At 62.6% G+C, this 15,800-nt stretch carries 17 protein-coding genes; 10 read left to right on the plus strand and 7 right to left on the minus strand.

Going from position 1 to position 15,800, the window contains the following annotated elements; genetic code table 11:
* Window positions 1–112: 112 nt before the first annotated feature.
* The gene (locus tag Q1A71_RS06835) at window positions 113–580 is read left to right on the plus strand and encodes an Hsp20 family protein (RefSeq protein WP_299673373.1); all 468 of its coding nucleotides are present in this window, start codon (window positions 113–115) and stop codon (window positions 578–580) included.
* 52 nt (window positions 581–632) lie between these two features.
* Here Q1A71_RS06835 and Q1A71_RS06840 read toward each other — a convergent pair whose 3' ends face one another.
* Window positions 633–1,217 carry a TetR/AcrR family transcriptional regulator gene (locus Q1A71_RS06840; RefSeq protein ID WP_299673375.1) on the minus strand — a complete coding sequence of 195 codons (585 nt, stop codon included), beginning with the start codon at window positions 1,215–1,217 and terminating at the stop codon, window positions 633–635.
* 164 nt (window positions 1,218–1,381) lie between these two features.
* On the opposite strand from Q1A71_RS06840, the gene Q1A71_RS06845 reads away from it, so the two are divergent.
* Window positions 1,382–1,948: a carboxymuconolactone decarboxylase family protein gene (locus tag Q1A71_RS06845; RefSeq protein WP_299673377.1), complete on the plus strand. Its 567-nt coding sequence runs from the start codon at window positions 1,382–1,384 to the stop codon at window positions 1,946–1,948.
* Between the two features lie 100 nt (window positions 1,949–2,048).
* Here the strand turns inward: Q1A71_RS06845 and Q1A71_RS06850 are convergent, their stop codons facing one another.
* Complete coding sequence (locus tag Q1A71_RS06850) at window positions 2,049–3,527, minus strand: NAD-dependent succinate-semialdehyde dehydrogenase (RefSeq protein WP_299673379.1); 1,479 nt, start codon at window positions 3,525–3,527, stop codon at window positions 2,049–2,051.
* A gap of 85 nt (window positions 3,528–3,612) precedes the next feature.
* Here Q1A71_RS06850 and Q1A71_RS06855 point away from each other — a divergent pair, with 85 nt between their 5' ends.
* From Q1A71_RS06855 to Q1A71_RS06870, 4 genes are all read left to right on the plus strand, one after another.
* Window positions 3,613–4,401, plus strand: a complete 789-nt coding sequence (locus Q1A71_RS06855; protein WP_299674297.1) for an alpha/beta hydrolase — start codon at window positions 3,613–3,615, stop codon at window positions 4,399–4,401.
* Between the two features lie 123 nt (window positions 4,402–4,524).
* Window positions 4,525–5,748: an aminopeptidase P family protein gene (locus tag Q1A71_RS06860; protein WP_299673381.1), complete on the plus strand. Its 1,224-nt coding sequence runs from the start codon at window positions 4,525–4,527 to the stop codon at window positions 5,746–5,748.
* Window positions 5,749–5,882: 134 nt separating this feature from the next.
* Window positions 5,883–6,149, plus strand: a complete 267-nt coding sequence (locus Q1A71_RS06865; RefSeq protein WP_299673383.1) for a hypothetical protein — start codon at window positions 5,883–5,885, stop codon at window positions 6,147–6,149.
* A gap of 11 nt (window positions 6,150–6,160) precedes the next feature.
* On the plus strand, window positions 6,161–6,811 hold the full coding sequence (locus Q1A71_RS06870; RefSeq protein ID WP_299673385.1) for a DUF1523 family protein: 651 nt from the start codon (window positions 6,161–6,163) through the stop codon (window positions 6,809–6,811).
* 125 nt (window positions 6,812–6,936) lie between these two features.
* Here Q1A71_RS06870 and Q1A71_RS06875 read toward each other — a convergent pair whose 3' ends face one another.
* Both Q1A71_RS06875 and Q1A71_RS06880 read right to left on the minus strand, forming a co-directional pair.
* A complete protein-coding gene (locus Q1A71_RS06875) occupies window positions 6,937–7,314 on the minus strand; it encodes a histidine triad nucleotide-binding protein (RefSeq protein WP_299673387.1) in 378 nt (125 codons plus the stop codon).
* A 111-nt stretch (window positions 7,315–7,425) separates the two neighbouring features.
* On the minus strand, window positions 7,426–9,003 hold the full coding sequence (locus Q1A71_RS06880) for a DUF5928 domain-containing protein (RefSeq protein WP_299673389.1): 1,578 nt from the start codon (window positions 9,001–9,003) through the stop codon (window positions 7,426–7,428).
* Between the two features lie 146 nt (window positions 9,004–9,149).
* Between Q1A71_RS06880 and Q1A71_RS06885 the strand changes: the two genes are divergently transcribed.
* Complete coding sequence (locus Q1A71_RS06885; RefSeq protein ID WP_299673391.1) at window positions 9,150–9,968, plus strand: sulfotransferase family protein; 819 nt, start codon at window positions 9,150–9,152, stop codon at window positions 9,966–9,968.
* Between the two features lie 89 nt (window positions 9,969–10,057).
* On the opposite strand, the gene Q1A71_RS06890 is transcribed toward Q1A71_RS06885, so the two are convergent.
* Window positions 10,058–10,930 (minus strand): hypothetical protein, encoded by an 873-nt coding sequence (locus Q1A71_RS06890; protein WP_299673393.1) that lies wholly within the window; start codon window positions 10,928–10,930, stop codon window positions 10,058–10,060.
* 138 nt (window positions 10,931–11,068) lie between these two features.
* On the opposite strand from Q1A71_RS06890, the gene smpB reads away from it, so the two are divergent.
* The 3 genes from smpB to Q1A71_RS06905 all read left to right on the plus strand — a co-directional run bounded on the left by smpB (window position 11,069) and on the right by Q1A71_RS06905 (window position 13,756).
* A complete protein-coding gene (smpB, locus tag Q1A71_RS06895) occupies window positions 11,069–11,557 on the plus strand; it encodes an SsrA-binding protein SmpB (protein WP_299673395.1) in 489 nt (162 codons plus the stop codon).
* 160 nt (window positions 11,558–11,717) lie between these two features.
* On the plus strand, window positions 11,718–12,572 hold the full coding sequence (sseA, locus tag Q1A71_RS06900) for a 3-mercaptopyruvate sulfurtransferase (protein ID WP_299673397.1): 855 nt from the start codon (window positions 11,718–11,720) through the stop codon (window positions 12,570–12,572).
* Window positions 12,572–13,756, plus strand: coding sequence for an amino acid aminotransferase (locus tag Q1A71_RS06905; RefSeq protein WP_299673399.1), 1,185 nt, complete (start codon window positions 12,572–12,574; stop codon window positions 13,754–13,756). The genes sseA and Q1A71_RS06905 overlap by 1 nt, the downstream gene beginning before the upstream one ends.
* A gap of 105 nt (window positions 13,757–13,861) precedes the next feature.
* On the opposite strand, the gene Q1A71_RS06910 is transcribed toward Q1A71_RS06905, so the two are convergent.
* Entirely contained in the window at window positions 13,862–15,196 is a 1,335-nt protein-coding gene (locus tag Q1A71_RS06910; protein WP_299673401.1) for an ammonium transporter, read from the minus strand.
* 31 nt (window positions 15,197–15,227) lie between these two features.
* On the minus strand, window positions 15,228–15,566 hold the full coding sequence (locus Q1A71_RS06915; protein ID WP_299673403.1) for a P-II family nitrogen regulator: 339 nt from the start codon (window positions 15,564–15,566) through the stop codon (window positions 15,228–15,230).
* Between the last annotated feature and the right edge of the window lie 234 nt (window positions 15,567–15,800).

Raw genomic sequence — 15,800 nt, forward strand, 5'->3', positions numbered from 1 at the left:
CCCACATCAGCGGTGTCCGGGGTGCCTAGAGAGGGCTCCGGCATAACCATTGCTGGCGTGCGTCCAAGTTCGGAGCCGCTGGCACGTCATCGCTCAATGAGAGGATAACACAATGCGTACATATGATTTTGCACCGCTTTACCGCGCCACCGTCGGCTTTGACCAGATCGCCGACCTGATGGACCGGGTGCTGACCAACGAAGGCTCGCAGCCGTCCTACCCGCCTTACAACATCGAAAAGCTGGATGATGATTCCTACCGCATCTCGATTGCGGTCGCGGGCTTCTCCGACGCGGATCTGAGCGTTGAGGTGCGGGAAAATGCGCTGATCGTGTCGGCCCGCAAGGCTGAAGACAATGCCGAGCGCAGTTACCTGCACCGTGGCATCGCGACCCGCGCGTTCGAGCGTCGCTTCCATCTGGCCGATCACGTGCAGGTCACTGGCGCGAGCCATGTGGACGGCATGCTGCACATTGATCTGGTGCGCGAAGTGCCCGAGGCGCTGAAGCCACGCCAGATTGCGATCTCTTCCACCAAGCAGATCGAAAAGGATGTGGTTGACGCGAAGTCGGTGAACTAAGCGGTCCCCATCCAGAGCACAGGGCGCGGCCAGTCGGCTGCGCCCTTTTTTGTCAGCGCTTCAGCACCTGCTGTACCCCACGGCGCACACCCTCCAGCGCGGCAGGAGGGACAGCGCCCCGCGACAGCAGGCGCAGCCCGACGAACATGGCCAGCAGGGACTGCGAGGTCGTCGCGACGTCAAGCTCCGGTGACAGCTGGCCGCTGGCCTGCCCGCGCCGCAGCATGATCGCAAAGAAGCGCTCTATTTCGGCGAGAGACCTCCGCACGATCTCGGCGACGTCCGGTGTCTGGTTTGGTAGATCCTGCGCCGTGTTGATCAGGAAACACCCCAGGTTCTGCGGATCGCTGCAGCCCGCATCGATCATCCGGTCAAAGAGCTCTGTGATCGCGGCGACCGGATCCTGGAATTCCGACAGTTCCGCCAGCATCACGCCGCGGTTCTGCTGATCATAGCGCAGCAATGCGCGATCAAAGAGCGCCTGCTTCGATCCGAAAGCATTGTAAAGACTGCCCTTGTTGATCCCCATGCCATCGATCAGGTCGGACATGGAGGTGCCTTCATAGCCTTTCTTCCAGAAGACGCGGATGGCCTTGTCGGTGGCCTCATCGAGGTCGAATGTCTTTTCCCATGGCATGGTCCGGCTCCGGGTTTGGGCGGGGATCTGCTCACAGATATATGCATTTATACTGATCGTTCAAGAAATCTGCATGGCAGGCCTTGACCGACCGGTATAGGCTCCCTATCTGCCAGTTTGTACCGAGCGGTATAAACATAGCAGCGACACAGGATACCGATCCCATGACCGACTTCCCGACCCACACCATCGACACCGCCCCCGCCGCCGCCAAAGCAACGCTCGAGGGGGCTCAGAAGAGCCTCGGCTTCGTGCCGAACCTTTATGCCACCATGGCCGAAGCGCCCGCTTTGCTTGAAGGCTACACCGCGCTGGCCGGCATCTTCGGCAAGACCGATCTGAGCGAGACCGAGCGGCAGATCATCCTGATGACGAACAACCGGCTAAACGGCTGTAGCTACTGTATGGCGGCGCACACGACCATTGCGCAGGGCGCCGGTGTGCCCGCGGATGTGATCGAGGCGCTGCGGACGAATACGCCGATTGCGGATGCCAAGCTGGAAGCGCTGCGGCAGTTTTCCATCGTGGTGAATGAAAGCCGGGGCTGGCCGTCGGATGCGGAGATCGAGGCGCTGATTGCGGCTGGATACAGCACGCAAACCGCGTTGGAGGTCGTGCTCGGGACAGCGGTGAAGGTTCTGTCGAACTACACCAATCACATCGCCAGCACCGATCTGGATGCGGCCTTTGCGCCGAATGCGTGGACTGAGGCGCAGGCCACAGCGGCCTGACACTGTGCCGCGCGGTGCGATCTGCCGCGCGAGTCCCGCGACAGCGGGACAACAAAAAGGGGCCGCTCGATGCGGCCCCTTTTTGTCATCTGGTGATCACTCAGACCGACATGCAGATGTATTTCATCTCCAGATAATCCTCGATCCCGTGGTGCGAGCCTTCGCGGCCGAGCCCGGACTGTTTCACGCCGCCGAAAGGGCCGACCTCGGTCGAGATGATGCCGGTGTTCACACCCACGATGCCGTATTCCAGCGCCTCGGCCACCTTGTAGACGCGGCTGAGATCCTTGGCGTAGAAATAGCTCGCCAGACCGAAGATCGTGTCATTCGCCATGGCGATGACCTCATCCTCATCCTCGAATTTGAAGAGCGGCGCCAAGGGCCCGAAGGTTTCTTCGGTTGCCACCTTCATATCCTGTGTCACGCCAGTGACAACGGTGGGCTGGAAGAAGGTGCCGCCTTTCTCATGCGGCTTGCCGCCGGTGAGGATCGCGCCGCCGTTGTCGACCACATCCTGCATGTGCTCCTGCACCTTCTCGACCGCGTCCTGGTTGATGAGGGGCCCGGTGGTCACGCCCTCCTCCAGACCATCACCCACCTTGAGGTTCTCGACAGCCACCTTGAGCTTCTCGGCAAAGGCATCATAGACGCCCGCCTGCACGTAGATGCGGTTGGCGCAGACACAGGTCTGCCCGTTGTTGCGGAACTTGCACATCATGGCGCCCTCAACAGCGGCATCGAGGTCCGCGTCATCGAAGACGATGAAGGGCGCGTTGCCGCCAAGCTCCATGGAGCACTTCATGACCTGATCTGCAGCCTGCTTCAGCAGGATGCGCCCCACTTCGGTAGAGCCTGTGAAGGTCAGCTTGCGCACGGCAGGGTTTTCGCAGAACTCCTTGCCGACCTCGGAGGAGGAGGCGGAGGGCACCACGTTGAAGACGCCCGCCGGAATGCCCGCGCGTTCGGCCAGCACGCCCATGACAATGGCCGAGAGCGGCGTTTCTTTGGCCGGGCGCGCCACGAAGGAACAGCCCACCGCCAGCGCCGGGGCCGCCTTGCGGGTGATCATCGCATTCGGGAAGTTCCATGGCGTGATCGAGGCCGCCACGCCAATGGGCTGTTTCAGCACCGTGATGCGCTTGTCGCGTTGATGCCCGGGGATCGTCTCGCCATAGACCCGCTTGGCCTGCTCGCCAAAGAACTCGATGAAGCTCGCGCCATAGCCGATCTCGCCCTTAGCCTCGGCGTGGGGCTTGCCCTGCTCGGCGGTCAGGATGGTGGCCAGATCGTCGGCGTTTTCCATCATCAGATCGAACCATTTGCGCAGCACCTGCGCGCGCTCCTTGGCCGTCGAGGCGGCCCAGTCCTTCTGCGCGGCTTCGGCCTGCGCGATGGCACCCGCGACCTGCGCGCGGCTGAGATTGGCCACCTCGGCGATCACGTCCCCGCGGGCGGGGTTGGTCACCTCGAAGGTGCCGTCGTCGCCCTCGACCCACTGCCCGCCGATATAGGCGCGGGTTTCCAGCAGACTCGGATCTTTCAGCAGGGATTTCAGATCGGTGTTTAGAATATCTTTCATTTCGGGTCCTCCGCGAAAATGGCTATGGTTGTCATTTCAACTCTGGCTATGATTGTCCAGTTCCGAAACGGGAGAGACAGTTATGATGCCGCTTGACGATGCCTATGCGAATGCGCCCTATATCGCAGGGGCCGACGCCTTCCCGCCGCGATGGGCGGCCGCAGCGGCCGCGTTTCGCGAGGCGCTGGGGGCGCGGGCGGAGATCGGTCTGTCTTATGGTGCCTCCGAGCGGCAGGTGTTTGATTTCTTCAACGCGGAAGGGACGTCAAAGGGCACGGTGATCTTCGTGCATGGCGGCTATTGGAAGGCCTTCGATCATACAAGCTGGTCGCATTTCGCGGCGGGATCGCTGGCGGCGGGCTGGTCCGTGGCATTGCCGGGCTATGACCTCTGCCCTGACGTGCGGATTTCCGAGATCACCCGGCAGATCGCACAGGCGGTCACGGCCATCGCCGCCCGCACCGAGGGCCCGTTGGCGCTGACCGGGCATTCGGCAGGTGGCCACCTCGTCGCCCGAATGCTCGATGCGGAGGTGCTTGCGGCGGAGGTGCGGGCGCGCGTCGTGCGGGTGGCGCCGATCTCTCCCGTGACCGATCTGCCGCCGCTGATGAAAACCTCGATGAACGAGATCCTGCGCCTTGATGCGGAGGAAGCGCTGGCCGAAAGCCCGATCCGCCAGGCGCAGCCTGCGGGCACCGAAGTGAAGATCTGGGTCGGCGCGGAGGAACGGCCTGTGTTTCTCGAGCACGCCGATCTGCTGGCAAAAGCCTGGTCAGCGCCGCATGTGGTTGTGCCCGGCACACATCATTTCGACGTGATCGACGCGCTGGAAGACCCGAGCAGCGACATTGTGCGGTTTCTGACCGCAACCTGAGCCTTGATCGTCGCGCCGGAATCGGCCAAGCCTTGCCCAAGGCTGCGGGGCGATGGCGTCGCCCGGTGCTTTGGCCTGATCTGTCCTGAACGCCGGGACCTTTCTGCATAAGGAGGGTCTGACATGACCACCCCACACCTCTCTGACCGCCCCGAGATGTACCGCTATCACAACGGGGAGAAGTCGCCGTTGCCGTTCGACGTGGCGGAGTATGAGGCGCGGCTGGCGGAGCTGCGCGAGCGCATGGAGGCAGCGGGCGCCTCGGCAGCCGTGTTCACCTCGATGCACAGCATCGCCTACTATTCCGGCTTTCTCTACTGCGCCTTCGGGCGACCTTACGGGATGGTGGTGACGGAGACGGATGCGGTCACGATCAGTGCCGGGATCGACGCGGGCCAGCCGTGGCGGCGCAGCTTTTGCGACAATATCACCTATACCGACTGGCAGCGCGACAACTTCTGGCGCGCGGTGGCCTCTGTGGCCGGCAAAAATGCGATTGTCGGCTACGAGGGCGATCACCTGACGCTGGTGCAGCGCGACAAGCTGGAGGATTTCCTGCAGCCGCTCACCATGGTGGACCTCGCCGAGACCGCGATGCGGCAGCGGATGCATAAATCCGAGGCCGAGATTGCGCTGATCCGCCACGGAGCGCAGGTGGCGGATGTGGGCGGCTATGCAATCCGCGAGGCGATCAAGCCGGGCGTGCGCGAGATCGACATGGCCATGGCCGGGCGCGATGCGATGGAACTGGAGATCGCCAAGCGCTTTCCGGATGCGGAGTATCGCGACACCTGGGTCTGGTTCCAGTCGGGGCTCAATACCGATGGGGCGCATAACCCGGTCACCGGACGGATGCTGGAGCGCGGCGACATCCTGTCGCTCAACGCCTTCCCGATGATCTCGGGCTATTACACCGCGTTGGAGCGGACGCTGTTTGTGCAGGACTGCGACCCCGAGAGCCTGAAGATCTGGGAGGCGAATGTGGCCGCACATGAGTTCGGTATGGGCCTGCTGAAGCCGGGTGTCTCGTGCTCGGATGTCACGCATCAGATCAATGAGTTCTTTGCGGAACGCGACCTGCTGCAGTACCGCACCTTTGGCTACGGGCATTCCTTTGGCGTGCTCAGCCACTACTACGGGCGCGAGGCGGGGCTGGAGCTGCGCGAGGATGTCGACACGGTGCTGGAGCCGGGCATGGTGATCTCAATGGAGCCGATGCTGACCATTGCCGCGGATAAACCCGGCGCGGGCGGCTACCGCGAGCACGACATTCTGGTGATCACCGAGGACGGTCACGAGAACATCACCGGCTACCCCTACGGGCCGGAGTTCAACATCGTCGGCTGACTCTTCCGGACCGCGTGGTGTGAAAGGCGCTTTCCAAGGTCCGTGACTTTTGCGATGGAGGCGCTGCGGCAAAAGGCATGTCACTGGCGTGCGCATCACCTATATTGGTTAGAGCTGCACAAAGGAGACTGGGAATGGCCGCATTGGCACGGATGTTGTTCATCGCGTTTATTGTCCTGACGATCATCTACGTGTGCCTGTCGTTCTATTCGCGTGCCGTACGCCGCGGGAAGCTGGAGGCCGAGTGGGATGCCGCCCAAGGTCCGGGGGACCGCGAGAGCTTTGTGCGCGCGGGGTTGCAGGACTATGATGGGTCCCTGCGGCGCAAGCTGATCCTCGGGGTCTACGTGATCCCGATGATCGCTATCGGACTGTTGATCTACTTCACGAATTTCGCCTGAGGGGGCTGGCCATGTTTTATCTCAAATGGGGGATCCTCGTCAGCTTCTGGCTGATCGTGGCGTCCTTTCTGCACTATACGCTGCCGCAGGTGGATGTGGTGCGGATCACCGACACCTATGAGCAGCGGATCGAGCCGGGCGAGAACCGGCTGTTCTGGGCGCAGGCGGATGCGGGCAACGCGCAAGGGACCGTGGGGCGCGACGTGTTCTTCATCCAGACACAGCGGCCTGGCAAGGGTGTGATGGTCTATCGCAACGAGGACACCGGTTGGGGCTGGCCGCCGTACTTCAAATTCGACACAGCGAACCTGCAGGCCGAGGCGAATGACCTGCGCTCGACATCCGCCAACCCGCAGTTCGCGATGATCCGGCACTATGGCTGGCGCAATGAGCTCTTCTCGATCTATCCCAATGCGATCTCGCTCTGGCCGGTGGAGAGTGCGGAGGCGCGCAAGCCGCTGCCCTGGCTCAATACGCTGATCCTGATTGTGATTGCCGCCATGGTCTATGGCATCTGGGTGCGCTGGCGCCGGTTCCGAGAGAAGCGGATCGATCCGACGCTGGAAGAGATGCAGGACAGCTGGGAAGCCCGGGAAGACCGCTGGGCCGAGAAGCGCGCGCGGCTTCGTCGCTGGTGGGCGGCGAAACGGCGGGGATACTAGATCCGGCTCCGGCTCGGGTCTGCGCGATACGGGAGCCATCCGGGGGAGGGCGGTGCAGGGCGGCGCGGGGCTTGCCCCGCGCCGCCCTGCACCGCCCGCGCCGCGTCACCGTTTTGCCTTTGACTTCAGGCTTTTGCCAGCATTCGGCCCAGCGGCCGACCGCCGAGGATATGCACGTGCAGATGCGGCACCTCCTGCACGCCGTGTGACCCGGCATTGGAGATCATGCGAAAACCCTCCCCCGCCGTCAGGGTCACGCCTTCGAGGCGGCAGACCTCGGCGATAGCGCGGGTATAATCCACAATCTCGGCCTCGGAGGCTTCGGTGGCGAAGTGATCGTAGCTGACGTAGGCGCCCTTGGGGATCACCAGCACATGCGTCGGCGCCTGAGGATAGAGGTCGCGGAAGGCGAGGCTGTGTTCGGTCTCCAGCACCGTGGTGTTCGGGATCTCGCCGCGCAGGATCTTGGCGAAGATGTTCTGGTCGTCGTAGGCGTAGCTCATGCGGGCTCCTTGAGGGTGTTCGGATCAGGCGTGCCTTGGTTTTCGCCGTCTTTCGCCGCGGGCTCAAACAGAAAAGCCGCATGAGGTGCCAAATACCGGCGGCGCGGTCGCTCAATCCGCAAAGAGGTGCGGACTGTCGGCGATCTCGCGCGCGGCCTCCTGCGAGATGGAGAGGAACTGCGCCAGAGCGTCGGCGTTCCTGCCCAGATCCGCGGTTTCGCGGATGCGATGGTGGTTCTTGAACTCCGCATCGCGGATGCGGTCGCTTTCGAAGACGATGTCATTGCGGATCGTGGGCAGCAACCGTTGCAATGTCTCCGCAGAGGTTTGTTCACCGGCGAGCCCGACCCGCATGGCGTGGCCGATGAGGTAGTCATCCGTGAAGGTGCACTCGATTTCCAGCAACCGCGTCACCGACCGGTCGGCGGCGAAATCCTCAAGCAGTTCGATGTTGCTGGGATCCATACAGACCATCATGCGGTCGGTCTCGTAGTAGTCGAAGAGCATGCGCATCAGCGCGCGGCGGTGGCGCGTGCGTTTCTCCAGGCTGGTCTGGATGCCGCCCAGATCGGGCAGCTCGGCGCTCTCCTCGTTGAAGATGTATTCGACGGCAGGCACGTTGGTGGTCTGGCGGATGCGTTCGAGCACGCGTTTGGCCACGTGCCATTTCTTGCAGACCACCACGAGCAACTCCCGTTCGCGCCCCAAGGTCGATTCGGTTTCCCAGAACCGCGAGGCAAAGCGGCGCCCGATGCGGCCGCGGCCGGTGAGGAACTTGAAAAGCTCGGGCCCTTCGCCGGAGATCTGAAAGGTGACGCCGGAGGCGGTGTAGAGCAGCCCGAGCCGGCGCTTGAGGTCGTTCGCCTCCGGGCTGATCTTGCGGGTGAAGAGGTAATCCTGGCTGATCAGCATGTCGTAGTGGTCATTGTAGAAGGTGACGGGCATGCCGTAGTCGGTGAACATCAGGAAGGTGAGCGTGCGGCTGCGGATCTCGGCCTCGGGCACCAGGTGCGGCACGACGGTCTGGAACACGGTTTCGTCCGGGATCCAGGTGGTGGAGAAGAAGCGCATCACGTCACGGCGCTGTTTCAGAAACGCCAGCGTCTTCTCGACGGTGGCCCGGCGCAGGCACCACCACTGGCTGCCGATCCTGATCTGCAGATCGTCGGGCGGCCTGCGTTTCAGCTTCAACCGCCGCTGCATCTCCAGCGCACCATAGAACAGGCGCTTGGATTTGCGTTCGTTGAAGTAGTGGCGGTAGATCAGCCGCTCTTCCTTCATGCCGGTCTTGATCCAGTCGCTTTCGAAGTAGTCGAAGCTCTCGATGAAATCGGCGTTGTTGTCATCGAGAAAGCGGTGGATATGCTCTGCCGTCTTGATCGGCATGCAGTCACCCGAGAGCATGTAGACATGCGTTGCACGGGGGAAAGCGTCGATGGCGGCCTCCACGGCGTGCAGCGTGGCCTGCACCAGCGACCACTCACCCCAGCCGCATTTCACGCGCTTGCGGGCGAAGACGACATTCGGGTTGTCGGCCAGGGCGCTGCGGATCTGTTTGTACTGGCCGGCGGTGGATCTGGCATCGAAATGGATGGCCATGTAATCGCCTGCCGCTGTCAGACGCTCCGCCTGCCGGATGATGGCATCGGGGTCCTTATGGCACAAAAGGATATAGGCGATTTTTGCCACGCGGGTCCGGATCTGCTCTTAACGCTGTCCACCTATAGGGGAATAAGGATGAAGACACATTGAATAAATTTCAATTATTTGCTTCTTACTAACCAAAATGGGCCGATAACCGTAAAAACGGGCGGGCCGGGCAGGAGTTGAGCGACATGGGTTTCCCAGGCACCTGGATGACCACAAGTGAGAGCATGGTGTACCGCGTGGTGCCGAAATGCGCCTGTTCGACCATCGGCCAGATCATGTATTTCTCCGACCACGGGCAGTTCTTCGATGGGGATATTCATGACGCGAAGGAGGGTCTGCACAAGTGGGCGCTGGACGACAGCCAGGAGCCGATCACCGAGAACGTGCAGCATCACAAGTCTTATGCCTTCACCTGCGTGCGCAATCCCTACACGCGCATCCTGAGCTCGTTCTTCGACAAGATCTGCGGCATCCAGCGCAACGGCAACCGGTACCGCGGCAATCTGGTGCCGGTGCTGGTGCAGAAGTACGGCATCGACGTGGGCGGCGAGGACGGTCAGCAGGAGTTCGACCAGATCGCCTCGTTCCGGCGGTTTCTGCTCTTCGCGCGCGACACGATCCGGTTTCGAAAGCCGATGGACCCGGACATTCACTGGTCGGCCATGTCGGGGCATGTGAGCACCTTCATCGTGAACGGCGGCAGCTATGACAAGATCGTCTGGACCGAGAAGTTCAACGGCGGCATGCAGGAGGTGCTCGATGCCATCGAGACGCCGCATCCGATCGCCCTCGCGGACGTGCCGCGGTTCAATGAAAGCGAGGGGCATGGACCCAAGCGGGCACATCCCGTCGAGGATTACTTCGACGATCTGTCGATGCATCTGGTCTATGAGATCTACAAGCGGGATTTCGAGCTGTTCCGGTATGATGCCGAGAACCCGGGCAACAAGCTGCCGGTGAGCGAGATCGATCTCGACGAGGTGCATGCCAAGCTGGGAGATTAGCGGCGCGCGTCGGGCCGCGTGACGAGTGCGGCGCGGATGCGGCAGGGTGGCGCATGCAGGCTCTTCCAGCACGCCCGGCAGCGCCCGTGTCAGATATGCGCGCTCACGCCCTCGTCACCGGCAAAGGGGCCCAGCACGCTCGTCCGGTGATGGACCTGGAAGATGTGATTGTAGAGCTGCGCGACCCATTGCTTGCCCTCCATCGTATGCTCGAGGTGGCCGAGGGCAGGGCCGATGAGCGGCTGGACCTGAGCCCAGAAGAAATCCGGAAACTTCTCCATCAGGTCCACGGCGCTTTGATAGCCAAGCTCTTCGGCCATGCCGGTCTCCTTGAACTCCAGGTAGAGCGCGCCGATCTTGCGGTGATAGAAGGGGTCGGCCATCTGCCCGATCAGGTCCGCGGCGCGCACCAGCGCGGGCTCGCTTGTCGTGGAGGCATAGCGATCATCGGCAGGGACCGGGAAGCGCGTGTAGTCAATGGCCGCGGCGATGCGTTCTTCGTCAATCAGGCTGGAGCCGGCAAAGCGCTGCCGGGCGTACATCATGCCACGGTCGACATGGTAGGGCGCGAGATAGGCGTCCGAGGCGCCGCGCGGCGGGGTGATGGTGGTGCCATCGGCGTCGATCACCACCTTTGACTCGCCGTCGCCGTCGCAGATATCGCGCATGTAGCCGACGTCATGCAGCAGCAGCGCGACGATGTAGTGCAGCCAGTCGCCCGGCTGGATCGCCTCGGTGACCAGGCGACCGCGGATGATCTGCTGGCCCACCAGCGTGACCATGATGGTATGTTCGGCGTTGTGAAAGAGCGCATCGGAGTTCGCAAGACGCTCCAGCACCATCTTCGCGCAGCCGTTGATGAAGGCGGCGTATTCCGGTTCGCGGCCCGAGAAATACTGCAGGAATGTGTCCGACAGATGGTCGCCAAAAGAGGCTGCCAGCGTGGCTGTCGGGTTGAACATCGAAACGCTCCGGGGCCTGTCTTGCGCTTTGGTCATACACTATTTTTTCCGCCACGGCCATTCTATCCGGCGGCGCATGGTCGGGCTGCGGCTGCGGGCCGCTTGCACGGCTGTTCCGCACGGACTACATCTGCGCGCATGGCCCAGGTGAAATCGTCCTCCAAATCCGATCCCAACTATAAGGTGGTCGCCGAAAATCGGCGGGCGCGCTTCGACTATGCCATCGAAGAAGATGTCGAGTGCGGGATTGTGCTGGAAGGCTCAGAGGTGAAGTCGCTGCGCGAGGGTGGTGCGAATATCGCCGAGAGCTACGCGGCCGTGGAGGATGGCGAGCTGTGGTTGGTGAACAGCTATATCGCGCCCTACAAGCAGGCCAAGACCTTCCAGCATGAGGAGCGGCGGCGGCGCAAGCTCCTGGCCTCGCGCAAGCAGCTGGCGGATTTCTGGAACGCCACGCAGCGCAAGGGCATGACGCTGGTGCCGCTGGTGCTCTACTTCAACCATCGTGGCATGGCGAAGATCAAGATCGGTGTGGCGAAGGGCAAGAAGCTGCACGACAAGCGCGAGACGGCGGCCAAGCGCGACTGGTCGCGCCAGAAATCGCGGCTGATGAAGGATCATGGCTGACCCCGCCCGCGGTGGCCTGAAAGCCCACCGCACCTGCCAGTACAGACCTGCGAGCCGGCAGGTTGGGTGGGCTTTCAGGCCACCCGCCCGCGCAAGCGGGCTTGCCTCTGCGGTCTGTGCTCGTTAACCCGGTGGTCGTTCGCAGTTGAGGGAGTCTTCCATGTCCGATGATCCAAAAACACTGGTCTCGACCACGTGGCTGGCCCAGCACATGAAGGATCCGGACCTGCGGGTGCTCGATGCCTCCTGGTATCTGCCGGATGCGGGTCGCGATGCCAAGGCGGAGTATGAGGCAGCGCATATCCCCGGCGCGCGGTTCTTCGATATCGACGAAATCTCGGACCACCGGTCCGAGCTGCCGCATATGGCCCCACCGGTGGAGAAATTCATGTCCCGGATGCGGGCTATGGGCGTGGGCGACGGCCATCAGGTGGTGGTCTATGATGGCGCGGGGCTGCTGTCTGCGGCGCGGGTCTGGTGGCTGTTCCGCCTGATGGGGCAGGAGAACGTGGCGGTCCTCGACGGCGGTTTCCCCAAGTGGCAGGCCGAGGACCACCCGGTCGAGGACATGCCGCCGGTGATCCGCGACCGGCACATGACGGTACGGTTCCAGAACCATCTGGTGCGGGACGTGACCCAGGTCTCTTCCGCCTCGAAGCTGAAAGATTACCAGATCGTGGACGCCCGCGCGGCGCCGCGCTTCCGCGGCGATGCACCCGAGCCGCGTGAGGGGCTACGCGCGGGTCACATCCCGGGCGCGCGCAATGTGCCCTACACAGCACTTCTGAACGACGACAAGACCATGAAGGACCCTGACGCCTGCCGCGCCGTGTTCGAGGCTGCAGGCGTGGATCTGAGCAAACCCATCATCACCTCCTGCGGATCGGGGGTGACCGCCGCGATTCTCGCGTTGGCGCTGGAGCGGATGGGGCATACGCAGTGGTCGCTTTACGATGGATCCTGGGCCGAGTGGGGGATGTACCCCACCGTGCCTGTCGCAACCGGAGAGGCCTGATGTTTGAGACCCTGAAGACCCGCCCCGCGGACGGCATTCTTGCGCTGATGCAGATGTACAAGGATGACCCGCGCCCGACGAAGATCGACCTGGGCGTCGGTGTTTACAAGGACGCGACGGGCCTCACGCCGATCATGCGCGCGGTGAAGGCCGCGGAGCATCAGCTGTGGGAGGCGCAGGACAGCAAGGTCTACACCGGGCTCGCCGGAGACCCGGCGTTCTCCGACGCGATGATCCAGCTGGTGCTGGGTGATGCGGTGGCGCGCGAGAGCGTGGCCGCGGTCGCCACACCGGGCGGGACGGGGGCCGTGCGGCAGGCCTTTGAACTGATCAAGATGGCGCGGCCCGAGGCGCGGGTGTTTGTCTCGGACCCGACCTGGCCCAATCATCTGTCGATCCTGAGTTATCTGGGCATGGAAGCGGTGAACTACCGCTATTTCGATGAGGACAGCCGCGGCGTCGATTTCGACGGGATGCTGGCGGACATCAAACAGGCCAAGGCGGGCGACGTGTTGCTGCTGCATGGCTGCTGCCACAACCCGACCGGGGCCAACCTGAACCTGACGCAGTGGCAGGCGGTGGTGGATGTGCTGCTGGAGACCGGCGCGGTGCCGATGATCGACATCGCCTATCAGGGCTTTGGCGATGGGCTGGAAGAGGATGCGGCGGCCACGCGTTTGGTCGCGTCCTCGGTGCCCGAATGCCTGATCGCGGCGAGCTGTTCGAAGAACTTCGGCATCTACCGCGAGCGCACCGGGCTATTGATGGCGGTGAGCCAGAACACGCAAGCCCGCAAGCTGCATCAGGACACGCTGGCGTTTCTGAACCGGCAGAACTTCTCTTTCCCGCCCGATCATGGGGCGCGGCTGGTTACGATGATCCTGAATGACGCGGCGCTGAAGGCCGATTGGATGGCCGAGCTGGAAGAGGTGCGCAGCAGCATGCTGGGCCTGCGCAGCCAGTTGGCGGGCGAATTACAGCGGCTGTCGGGCTCGGACCGGTTCGGGTTTCTGGCACAGCATCGGGGCATGTTCTCACGTCTGGGTACAACGCCCGAGAAAGTCGTCGAGATGCGTGAGAAACATGGCATCTACATGGTGGGCGACAGCCGGATGAACATCGCGGGGCTGAACGCCGAGACCGTGCCGATTCTTGCGAAGGCGATCATCAACGCGGGCGTCTGACAGCCAGCGCTGCCGCTGGGCTTTCTGCGCGGCCGGCCCTCTCGAAACGTGAAAAACCCGGGCGCTTGGCCCGGGTTCTCCGTTTCTTGCCTGTGATCCGCAGGTTCAGCCTTTGGAGAAGTCCGGATAGGCTTCCATGCCCAGCTCGGAGGTGTCGAGACCGTTGATCTCCGATTCCTCGTCCACGCGGATGCCCATGGTGGCCTTGAGGATGAACCACATCACACCCGAGGCGACCAGCGTGAAGATACCCACCACGAAGATCGAATAGATCTGCACACCGAAGGAGGCGTCGGGGTTGGTCAGGACCACCGCGATAGTGCCCCAGATGCCTGCAAAGAGGTGCACCGGGATCGCGCCGACCACATCGTCGATCTTCAGCTTGTCGAGGAAGGGCACCGCGAAGACCACGATCACACCGCCGACCGCACCGATGAGCGTGGCCGAACCCAGCGTCGGGGTCAGCGGCTCAGCCGTGATGGATACGAGGCCCGCCAGCGCGCCGTTCAGGATCATGGTGAGGTCTGGTTTCTTGTACATGATCTGCGTCAGGATCAGCGCGGCCACGGCCCCACCGGCGGCTGCCGCGTTGGTGTTGGCGAAGATGCGGCTGACGTCGGCCACGTCCCCCACGGTGCCCATGGCCAGCTGCGAGCCGCCGTTAAAGCCGAACCAGCCCATCCAGAGGATGAATGTGCCCAGTGTGGCCAGCGCCAGGTTGGAGCCCGGCATCGGGTTCACCTTGCCGTCCTTGTACTTGCCGATGCGCGGCCCGAGGATGAGAGCGCCTGCGAGGGCGGCCCAGCCACCGACCGAGTGCACCACGGTCGACCCCGCGAAGTCGAGGAAGCCCATTTCGTCCAGGAAACCACCGCCCCACTTCCAGGAGGCCTGCAGCGGGTAGATCACGGCCGTGAGCACGATCACGAAGATCAGGAAGGGCCAGAGCCTGATCCGCTCTGCCAAGGCACCCGACACGATGGAGGCGGTTGCCGCGCAGAACATCAGCTGGAAGAAGAAGTCCGAGCCGGTAGACGCATAGCCGTAGTCGTCGGCGGCGTCAGCGGTCACGCCGACCGCTTCGAGCACACCGGGCCCCCAGACGCCGGAGAGCACGCCTTCGACCATCCACGTGCCGAGCGGATACATCAGGTTGTAGCCGATCAGGTAATAGAAAATTGCGGCGAGCGAGAAGAGCGCCATGTTCTTGGTGAGCTGCATGGTGACGTTCTTGGAGCGCACGAGGCCTGCCTCGAGCATGGCAAAGCCAGCGGCCATCCAGAACACCAGGAAGCCGCCGATCAGGAACAGCAGCGAGTTGAAAATAAAGACCGAATCGGTGGAGGGGTTCACACCCGGGGTGGGGCCCTCCTGGGCCAGCCCGAGGCCCGGCAGTGCAACAAGTGCTGCAGCAGGGGCAAGAGTGTTGAGAAGCTTCATGAGTATCGTATCCCTGGTTGATGTACCGCGATCACAGCGCGTCTTCATTGGTTTCGCCGGTGCGGACCCGCACCGCCTGGTCGACGCTGAGGACAAAGATCTTGCCGTCGCCGATCTTGCCGGTCTGCGCCGTCTTGGTGATGGTCTCGACCACCTGATCGACCACGCTGTCGGAGACGACGATCTCGATCTTGACCTTCGGCACGAAGTTCACGGCATATTCGGCGCCACGGTAGATTTCGGTATGGCCGGACTGGGAGCCGAAGCCCTTGATCTCCGTGACCATCATGCCGCGCACACCGGCTTCGGTCAGTGCTTCGCGCACTTCCTCCAGCTTGAACGGCTTGATTGTTGCAATGATGAGTTTCACCTCGTATCCCCTTCACTTGGCAGACTGGTCTGCGACTTTTGCGCCCGCAGAAAACGCCAGGGAACGGTTGTGTTGGAAGTTGCGGGAGGCGAATCCCGGGCGAAATGGGATTGGTTCGATTAAAAATTAGACAACTTGTATTTCGTGCCTAAAAATTGTGCGAATTTTTAATTGCCTTTCTGTGCAGCAGTCCCTCAACAAATCTGCTGCGGCGCGGTAGGGTGGCGCAAAGAA

The sequence above is a fragment of the uncultured Roseobacter sp. genome, assembly GCF_947493125.1.
Taxonomy (GTDB): domain Bacteria; phylum Pseudomonadota; class Alphaproteobacteria; order Rhodobacterales; family Rhodobacteraceae; genus Roseobacter.